This is a genomic window from Bacillus sp. C30 (assembly GCF_040838255.1).
In the GTDB taxonomy this organism is placed as follows: domain Bacteria; phylum Bacillota; class Bacilli; order Bacillales; family Bacillaceae_G; genus Bacillus_A; species Bacillus_A mycoides.
The window spans coordinates 1-8,809 of the sequence record NZ_JBFPJH010000130.1 but is presented as its reverse complement, the minus strand read 5'-3'; the positions used below and the strand labels follow the sequence as shown (position 1 = coordinate 8,809).

At 35.0% G+C, this 8,809-nt stretch carries 8 protein-coding genes; 3 read left to right on the top strand and 5 right to left on the bottom strand.

Annotated elements, in window-relative coordinates:
* The first annotated feature begins 926 nt into the window (after positions 1-926).
* The 3 genes from AB3X49_RS13500 to AB3X49_RS13490 all read left to right on the top strand — a co-directional run bounded on the left by AB3X49_RS13500 (position 927) and on the right by AB3X49_RS13490 (position 2,596).
* Positions 927-1,748, top strand: coding sequence for a ParA family protein (locus AB3X49_RS13500; protein ID WP_367962675.1), 822 nt, complete (start codon positions 927-929; stop codon positions 1,746-1,748).
* Position 1,749: 1 nt separating this feature from the next.
* Complete coding sequence (locus AB3X49_RS13495; RefSeq protein WP_367962672.1) at positions 1,750-2,124, top strand: DUF5388 domain-containing protein; 375 nt, start codon at positions 1,750-1,752, stop codon at positions 2,122-2,124.
* Between the two features lie 121 nt (positions 2,125-2,245).
* On the top strand, positions 2,246-2,596 hold the full coding sequence (locus tag AB3X49_RS13490; RefSeq protein ID WP_367962669.1) for a hypothetical protein: 351 nt from the start codon (positions 2,246-2,248) through the stop codon (positions 2,594-2,596).
* A 53-nt stretch (positions 2,597-2,649) separates the two neighbouring features.
* Here the strand turns inward: AB3X49_RS13490 and AB3X49_RS13485 are convergent, their stop codons facing one another.
* The 5 genes from AB3X49_RS13485 to AB3X49_RS13465 all read right to left on the bottom strand — a co-directional run bounded on the left by AB3X49_RS13485 (position 2,650) and on the right by AB3X49_RS13465 (position 8,613).
* A complete protein-coding gene (locus tag AB3X49_RS13485) occupies positions 2,650-3,240 on the bottom strand; it encodes a DUF3967 domain-containing protein (protein WP_367962666.1) in 591 nt (196 codons plus the stop codon).
* Between the two features lie 423 nt (positions 3,241-3,663).
* A complete protein-coding gene (locus AB3X49_RS13480) occupies positions 3,664-4,563 on the bottom strand; it encodes an HBL/NHE enterotoxin family protein (protein WP_367962663.1) in 900 nt (299 codons plus the stop codon).
* Positions 4,564-4,659: 96 nt separating this feature from the next.
* On the bottom strand, positions 4,660-5,787 hold the full coding sequence (locus tag AB3X49_RS13475) for a ClyA family alpha-helical pore-forming toxin (protein WP_367962660.1): 1,128 nt from the start codon (positions 5,785-5,787) through the stop codon (positions 4,660-4,662).
* Between the two features lie 238 nt (positions 5,788-6,025).
* Entirely contained in the window at positions 6,026-7,258 is a 1,233-nt protein-coding gene (locus AB3X49_RS13470) for a ClyA family alpha-helical pore-forming toxin (RefSeq protein ID WP_367962657.1), read from the bottom strand.
* 47 nt (positions 7,259-7,305) lie between these two features.
* The gene (locus tag AB3X49_RS13465; RefSeq protein WP_367962654.1) at positions 7,306-8,613 is read right to left on the bottom strand and encodes an HBL/NHE enterotoxin family protein; all 1,308 of its coding nucleotides are present in this window, start codon (positions 8,611-8,613) and stop codon (positions 7,306-7,308) included.
* Positions 8,614-8,809 lie beyond the last annotated feature (196 nt).

Sequence of the window (8,809 nt, the reverse complement as noted above, 5' to 3'; positions counted from 1 at the left end):
TGAGGGGTGCTGTTTTTGTAGGCGTATACTCTGTACCCCCTGCACGACCAACAGCTAGCCACGCCGTAACACGTTCCCGCTAAATGTATAGCAGCACGGAATTACGACTTATCAGTTTTTATTTACGTGGTATCAGGCAATTCCACGCGAACAAAAAACAAAAAGGCATTTCCAATTCCTAAATGACCTGTACATTCACAAGACTTCTAGGTTTAGAGATGCCCGGTATATATCTTTTGGACTACAAACTAATCAAAACTAGTATTTACTAGTTGATATTTATCCAAACAATAGATAAAATGGGTATATCAAAGAAGCCTCGTGAAAAGGCATAGTTGTTTAAGGTTAGTGGTGGTACACTACTTAAACGTAAACACTGTCGGTTAATACAGTTTATATCTAGCCAAGTGGTGGTACACTTGCTAGGACAAAGTCATTCCCGTTATCGGTTGGTAGCCGATAGCACAGGGGAGTGGCTTTTTTGTTTTCTGTTCATATTCAATTGTTTTTAATTTATCTCGTCGATCTTCATAATCTTCGTTTATGTAAAATATCAAATTATGTTTTGTTTTGTAGAATGATGCTTGTTGTTTATTACGTTACATCAAGCTTTTTTGTTTGTAAACAGCGAAATTGTGCGCTTTTTTAATAATATCCCCATATCTATATTTCCCTATTTTTTTGTTATCCCCCCCCTACTAACTTCTCTACGAAATTACATATTTATTTCTTAGCTCTTCCTACTTCATAAATCAAAAATTCTTTTGATACCAACGTTTCTGTTATAAATTACTAACTTTATCATTCTATTGCATATACCGTACTTCATTGTTATAATTTATTTAAAGATATAGAAATCTCCCTATTTCCCTATTTCTATAAAGGGATATAGGGGAATTTTAAATAATATAACTGGAGTGTTAAAAATGACTATTACAATTACGGTAGGTAACTACAAAGGTGGAGTCGGTAAAACCACAAATGCTGTATTGAACTCTTATGAATTTGCTAAAAAGGGCAAGCGTACACTACTTGTTGACCTTGATCCACAAAGTAACGCAACAAAGTCTTTAATGTTAACAAAATCCATTCTTAACCCTGATGAAATTGTTACAGTAGAAAAAACATTAATGAAGGGAATACAAGAGGGGAACCTAGACGGCTTAGAAGTGGAAATTATGGAGAACTTACATTTACTTCCTTCTTACGTTGATTTTCAGGACTTCGCAAAATTCCTTTATAAAAATTGTTCTTCGGAAGCTGAGGAAGATCATTACTTTAAAGGATTACTTGAAAAGATAAAGAATAAATATGACTACATATTTATTGACGTTCCTCCTATGTCACTAGAAGTTACAAAAAATGCAGTTGTGGCTTCTGATTATGTTCTAATTGCTCTGCAAACACAAGAACGTTCTCTTACTGGTGCTGAGAACTATGTTAATGAGCTTATCAAGTTAAAGGAACAATATGATCTTGATATTGAAGTAGTTGGCGTTCTGCCTGTCCTATTAAAAAACAACGGTAAGGTTGACGAGTATATCATGGAGAACGCTCGTGAAATTTTCGGTGAAGAAAACCTATTCAAAAACATTGTCCCTCAAATGGAACGTATTAAACGATTTGATGTGAATGGTATTACTGAAAAAGATAGACATGATATGAATGTAATTGAACTATACGAAACAATTAGTGATGAGTTATTATCTCGTATCGACATGTTCGAAAAAATGAAGGTTGGTGTGTAAAATGGCGAAAACTCCTGGTTTACTAGGTAGAAAGAAAAGTAACTTTGAACCTACTGAGCCTTATGTACCAGAGCAAGGACAAGCTGTAGTGGAAAATAACGAAGTTCCAGCTGTTTCTTCTCAACCTAAGACAGAAGAAAAGCAAGTAACTCGAAAAGAAAAAAGAAACGAAACAACCGAACCAAAAAAGAAATTCAAAAATCAGCAAGGTAGCATAAAAATTTCAAACCAATCCAAAGAAGAACTTGAAGTGTTAATGAAACTTACAAACACAAAATTCACTTATGAAATCATCGATTTACTTATAGATCGTTATGTAGAAAACGAGCTGACACCTGAGCAGAAAAGGAAATTCAAGCTTTTAACAGAGGTTTGAAAAATATAGAAATATCCCTCTATATAAATAGGGATATTTCTATATTTATGTCTTCCCCTCTATATAACAAGCAAAATAGTTTTATCGGTTTAAGATAGCAAACTAAATAGGAGTGGTACCTTTGGAAAATAAAGGTAAATCTTTTGTGGTAACTGTGACGCCTATTACCGAAAGTTCAGATTTAACTATTCAAAGCGGTCAAACTAACACGAAAAAAGGAATACAGACACCAGAGAAACCAGATCAACGTTTAGTCCCATCTAAAACAGCTGAAATTTCACCTGCTGCATTGCTAAAGCTAAATACCCTTAAACCATTTATTCAAGAGCAAGAAGGTATGGATAAAACATCAATTAACAACATTATTGATATGCTGGTTGAAAGTTACATAGATGCCCATTTAGCGAATCGCCATTCTAAAGCATATAAAGATATGTACAAACGTCTTTATGAAACATTAGAGAATAAATAAAGAAAAAAGAAGTCTCCTTGTTTTTCATTAAGGATGCTTCTTTTTTTAATCCCTTACCAGAACCGCCACCACGGCTTTTTCTTCTCTTTCGCTGCAGCAACTTCATCCCGAATTTCCTTCATTAACTTCTTCGCTTCCTGCATCTCACGTAATGTTTTCATAAGTGTCTCATCCCGTGCTTCCAATCGTTTTTCAACTCGTTCATTATGCGCTTCTACACTCGCTTTGATTTCCTCGTTACTTTGCTTCGCCTGTGCACTCAATCGCTTTTCCATTGATAACATACCCTGATTCGTTTCTTGCACCATAACGCTGTACTGTTGCTGGAGCTGTTTTTGAATGTGGAATGGGATTAAATTCTTATCTTCGGGCTCCTCCTTAATCAGATCAGGATTAACCTTTTCTATTTGCCGCGCTATCATCTTGGCTGCCTTTTCTAGCGTCATACCGTCATGCTTGCTAAGGTCAATTAATCTCTCAATAACTACAATATCGCCTTCTGAATAGTCCCGTCGGCCGCGCTTATTCTTCTTTACTGTGAACCCCTCTCGTTGTAATACTTCCATGTACTTTCTAAGGGTGCTATCACTTATTTCTAGTCGTTTGTATACTTCACTAGCAGAATAAACAATTTCGTCCGTCATAACGTCACAACACCTCCTAGTGAGAGTATTCCATGAGGGGTGAAAAATTCCTGCAAAGAAAAAAGCCCCGCTTAAGGCTTCTTATTCTATATTTATTATTTCATTCATAACATAGATATTTCCTGTTATCCTTGTAACTCTTCCCAACTTCGACCGTACAACTGGGCGTGCTGTTTAGTTAGGGAAGAGTTACTATATTTCTGTTCAACTGGCGGTTGACCTGGTCAAGAAAAACTGGAACATCAATTAGATTACGCAATTGATTTTGAATATTGATACGGAGTCAATCCATTTAATGATGAATGACAGCAATTATTCATCACTTCTTAAGATGTAAATATATTTTGCAAAATATATTTACACTTTTTTAAACTTTGCAACAGAACGGTTATTGGCATCCATTACATATTGTAAAAATCCATTTTAATTGTTCAATTTCTCAATAATATCCATATTCCATATATCTTTTATCGTATTTAACCGCTTACTAATAAATGCTTGATTCACATTTGGAGCTTTTTTAATTTGTTCCATTAATTCTGTTAATGTGGAATCTAGTAAGTTCCAATTAGTATGCATCTCTGTTAGAGAAATTTGCCATCCAACCGTGAATACGCCATTATTTACTCCATTAACGTTTTGAATCAAGGTACTTACACTATTATATAAAGGTTCTAATTTATCATATAACTTAGCGGATGGTTCCATCATTTGATCTGCTAAAAGTTCCCGTTCTTTAGTAGAAGTAGCTTTATCTAATTGATCCAACAAGCGATCAATCTCTGTACGATATCCGTCCATACATAGATTGATTTGGGCTTGATCTACTTGCAGTTGTCTTGAATTGGAAGATCCTGTTTCTTTTAAGGTCTCTATTTGTGTGATGAATGCACTAACATTCTCTTTTTTATTCGAAATATCCTGTTGTAGTGTTTGTAACAATTGTACAAGTTGTTGTTTATCATTGATATTCACTTGTTGTTTCATTTCTTCATAAAGATGATTAAATGTTGGATCATATTCCAAAATTTGATTTTGAATCCTTTCCATATTTCCTTTTACAGAATTTTTCCACAGTTGAGCCTGCTCGTAGGCAATTCTTTCGTGCTCAGTTACTGAAGATAAAACCGTAGATGGAATGTTTGTGTCCCTCGCACCATTCACTTTTTCTGTAAAAGAATGATGCAAATCTATAATATGATTTACCACTCCATCCATAAGAGTTGGTATATCCGATTCTGCAAACACGCGATTCGCTTGAGAAGCTGGTATCAATAGGCTCACCGTTAGACAACAAAGGCATACTAATTTTCGAATAAACATTATATTTCCCCTCTCCTTGCATCATTGAATTTTCTTTGATTAAACCCAAATGATAGCCATCAATATAAGGTAATAATGGCTATCATTTGGGTTTTTTTATTGTTGAACTGGTTCTAACTTTAATTCTTTTATACCTTCTTTTAGTGTAGCTGCATCTTTGTGTAATGTCGCCCAACTATCTTTAGCATTTTTTAATTGCTTTACTAAAAGGTTTAAACTTTTAGTTGGATCTTTAGTAGAGGCTTTATCAATAAATTTAAGCACGCCTGCATATTGAGAATCTAAATCATCCCATTGAGTGGACATGTATTCTAAAGCATCAACTGCGTCACTAATAGCTTTATGCATTTCATCAACATTATTATAAGCAACTGTAACCACTCGATTCAGTGTTTTTTTATAGTCTACGGTTTGACGCAGCTGTATTAATAATGGTTCTAACTCTTTTAACTGCTTCCCTGATACAATTAGCATGGTACTACCAGCAATCATAGTCGGAATCGTTGGTATTGAAACTACTATGATCCCTGCAGTTTCAACGCGTTTAAAATGGTTAATTTTATCTAAAACTGTTTGTAAACGTTTTTCATCATCATCCAGTCCCTCTGTTTGGCTGTTTAAGACCATATGTAAAGTGTCTTTATTCGCTTTAAATGTTCGGGAATCGTCACCCACATGTTGTTTAAATGTCTTTAATTCTTTTATTAATTTAGTCGCAGCTTGCTTATTCTTCTGAATATCCTCCTGTAAGTCTGTGATACCCTCTTTTAATAAGTCTTTGTCCCCCATATTAGCTGCTTCTACTAAATCGTCATAATAATTTTGAAATGTTAGATCGTAGGTTGTAATGTTGTTTAAATTATCCAAAAGTGTTCTTTTTAGTTTCGTATCCCAATATTTAGCATTCTCTCTCGCATTTACTTGATCCTGTTTAATTTTACCTGGTAACTCCGTATGGCCGTGAATTTCAATTCCTTCAAAATTCACATCTGGATTGTGAATTAACATGTGCGAATACTCATTCATCGCTTGAGCAAAAAGGCCTGCTTTTTCTAATGTTGCTTTCATTGCGTCATTGTTTGCTGCAAAATCAGGGTTCTCGGCATTTTCGTTTGCCACTTGTCCCACTTCCCTCGCAAAAGCTGCAGTAGGGGCTATAACATTCGCTGTTGCAACGGTCAATAAACTTGATGCAATGAGTATTTTATACGGCAATGTTTTCATACTAATATCCTCCTTGTGTAATCTGAATCTGTTTTATTATTTTGTTTCTAAAAAACTTTGTTTTCTGAATTCGTTGAAATGTGACTAAAAATAAGCTGGATAGGTTGTGAGTTTTACATAATAATTATAAATTGAGTCTGTTAAATAAACGGAACGCTAGTTTGTTGTGTATAGAAAATGCCCACTGATCGTAGTGGGTGGCATTCAATTAAAATATATTTCTAAAAAATATGAGTCCTCAATTTTTTGATTCGACAGGAGACAAATCCTTCGCTATCAATTCCGCATTCTTGTAAATATCATTCCACTCCATTTTAGCTACCTTTAAGTCTTCTATCATCAGAACCATTTTTTGGTATTGCATATCATCTACATCTACAAGTAAAATTTGGTAGTTAGATGCCATGCGTTCCCACTGTTTTTTGATCTCTGTAAGTGTATCGATGGCTTTATCCACGGTTTCAGCTAAAGTTGAGATGTGCCCTTTCGCAACCTCTAACGAAATGGTAGCTTTTTGAGCTTGGTCTGCTTGTTCACTTAATGTGCTAATATGTTTAGATATTTCATCATACGACTTTATATTCTTCTCTAGCAGGATGCCACTCGTTGTCCCTAATGCGACCCCTCCAGCGACTAAAGCCGTAAGTGCACCAACAACCAACGGTGTTGCAGTTCCACCAGTCACCACTACGACAACGGTTCCCGTAATGGCTCCTCCAAGTAAAACAACTGTACCAAGTCCACCACCAATCCCCCAACCGAGTATATTATCAAAGTGTTCTTTTTGTGTTTTTCCTAACGCCTTTATTTCTTTTTGAAGCTCTGGAATCAGTGCATTTTGTCCTGCCAAGATGCTAGTAAGCCCGACTGTCCCGTCTGTACCATCTACATCTCTTCTGAACTGTGCCGAATCTGTATATAATTTATTTTTAAATTCTTTTAACATAGATACGACTTGTTCTACATCTTTTGAATTCTGTGTAAGTGTATCGAGTAAGTCTTCTAATCCTTCTTTTAGTACTGCTTTATCCTCTTTTTTCGCTGCATCTACTAATGATGTATAATAATTTTGGAATTCCGTATTATAATTGATAACATCACGCGCCACCCCCTGAATTTTAGGTTTTGCAGTATTTAACCAATAATTTGCATTCGTTCTTGCAGTTGCCTGATCCTTATGAATTTGTTTTGTTAATGCCTTTCCTTCTGTATTTAAGGGCAAACCGGAAAGGTCAACATCTGGTTGTGCATTAATCGTTTTCGCATAGATATTCATTCCAAGCATCTTTGATCCTGTCTCTGCTAAAGCTTGCTCTAAACCCTCTGGTCCTAATTTATACGTAGCTTCTTGATTTGTTGTTTGCTGTACCACTTGTTCTTCAGCAAATACATGCATGGGCAGAATATCGCTCGTCGTTACAATGGTAGCTAGTGTAGCCAATGTTAATACTTTATAGGGAATCTTTTTCATTTTTTGGTTCCTCCTAAATTTTTTCTCCGTATATTTATCACACGAAACTAGCTATTCAATTGATCTATTTGTTGTTTCAGTTGCTTGCATAGTTCCTGTACTCTTTTTAATTTAGCTGTTTTACCTGTAGCTGTTGTAGCAACAGATAGTTGTTGAATGCTATCTCCAATGTGACTCCAATCTTTTTTATATGTGTTTAGGGATACGATTTCTCTATCTATATATTCCGCAAAAACATGTACATCATTTTGCATAAGAAGCATTTTAGTTTGTTGAGCCTCGGCTATGGTTAAATCTTTTGTCGCATCATATATTTTTTGATTTTGTACAGATAAATCCTTGAGAGAGCGCTGCTGTTCTATCGTCAATGTATTCAATTGACCAAATTCTTTATACATTTTTTCTATTCGATCCAGATCTATTGCTTTTATTAAATCGTAATCTTTCATTTTTGCTTCTGCTGCCGCAGCAATCTCCGCTTTTTTATCCTTTTCTATTTTTTCACGCGCTTCCTTTTTTAACTCTGCAATTTCTGATTCGGATTTGCCAGCTTCTTTGGCCTCTTTTTCAGCTTTTGCTTCAGCCTCTAAGATAGAGTTCTCTATTTCTTTTCCTTTATTTATAGCTTCCATTGCGGCATCTGCAACTGGATCTATGATTTCTTTTATCGTGGTATATATTTCTTTAAATAATTTCAATCCTGCTTCATTTAGTGCGCCTGGTACTAACGCAATTTGTTGTAAGTCTTTATCGATAGAAACTCGTGCATCCGTAATGGTTGTTTTCAGCTCATCAATTTTTTTGCTTCCCCCCAATAATTTTTGTCCTGCTTCTACATTTGCATCAATTTTTTTTATGCTCTTTGATAAATCTGATTTAAATTCTTCCAATTCATTGATATGACTTTGAATTTTGGATTGATTTGATGTTACTGCTGTTTGAAGCGTTTCTAATCGATCTAAAAACCCCTGTTGATCTGTTTCATTATCTACAAAGTTTTTTAATTGAGGGTAATAGCTATCGAATTTATAAACAAATGCCTTACTCCTAGCATATAGTTGCATTTCTTTCGGATGTAATTCGTTTTCCCATTTCTTCATAGCTGTTTTTACAGCCTGTTGATTTGAATTTAAAGCAGGAATTTCAATTACATTAACATTTGGACGCTTAAGCGACTGATCTATAGACATTTGTATCAGTACAGATAGTGTACCTAGTTTCCGTAAAGATGATGAAATATCCAATTCTTCTATACTTTCTGCCTGAACGACAGGATTTGTCAGAACATTTAAGGGGATTTCTCCTCCAGTAGCAAGAGATGCCAACATGATACATGTAACTACTTTCTTTTTCATACGTTTTCCCATTCCTTTTCTAATAAATTTGATAGTATTATTTTTTTATAAAGATAAAATCCCAGAGTATACGGCCGTATAAAAGGGATTTAGTTTTTATCATCATCCTTCAATTGAATGAAAATGCCTTTCACACTCTGAACATACTTTGGATGTTCAACTTCGTAGAACTCGTGATCATCAAGCGGCTTATATG

What these genes read in the sequence shown, in the direction of transcription:
- AB3X49_RS13500 (WP_367962675.1), top strand. Translation starts at nt 927, where the DNA reads ATGACTATTACAATTACGGTAGGTAACTACAAAGGTGGAGTCGGTAAA.
- AB3X49_RS13495 (WP_367962672.1), top strand. Translation starts at nt 1,750, where the DNA reads ATGGCGAAAACTCCTGGTTTACTAGGTAGAAAGAAAAGTAACTTTGAA.
- AB3X49_RS13485 (WP_367962666.1), bottom strand. Translation starts at nt 3,240, where the DNA reads ATGACGGACGAAATTGTTTATTCTGCTAGTGAAGTATACAAACGACTA.
- AB3X49_RS13480 (WP_367962663.1), bottom strand. Translation starts at nt 4,563, where the DNA reads ATGTTTATTCGAAAATTAGTATGCCTTTGTTGTCTAACGGTGAGCCTA.
- AB3X49_RS13475 (WP_367962660.1), bottom strand. Translation starts at nt 5,787, where the DNA reads ATGAAAACATTGCCGTATAAAATACTCATTGCATCAAGTTTATTGACC.
- AB3X49_RS13470 (WP_367962657.1), bottom strand. Translation starts at nt 7,258, where the DNA reads ATGAAAAAGATTCCCTATAAAGTATTAACATTGGCTACACTAGCTACC.
- AB3X49_RS13465 (WP_367962654.1), bottom strand. Translation starts at nt 8,613, where the DNA reads ATGAAAAAGAAAGTAGTTACATGTATCATGTTGGCATCTCTTGCTACT.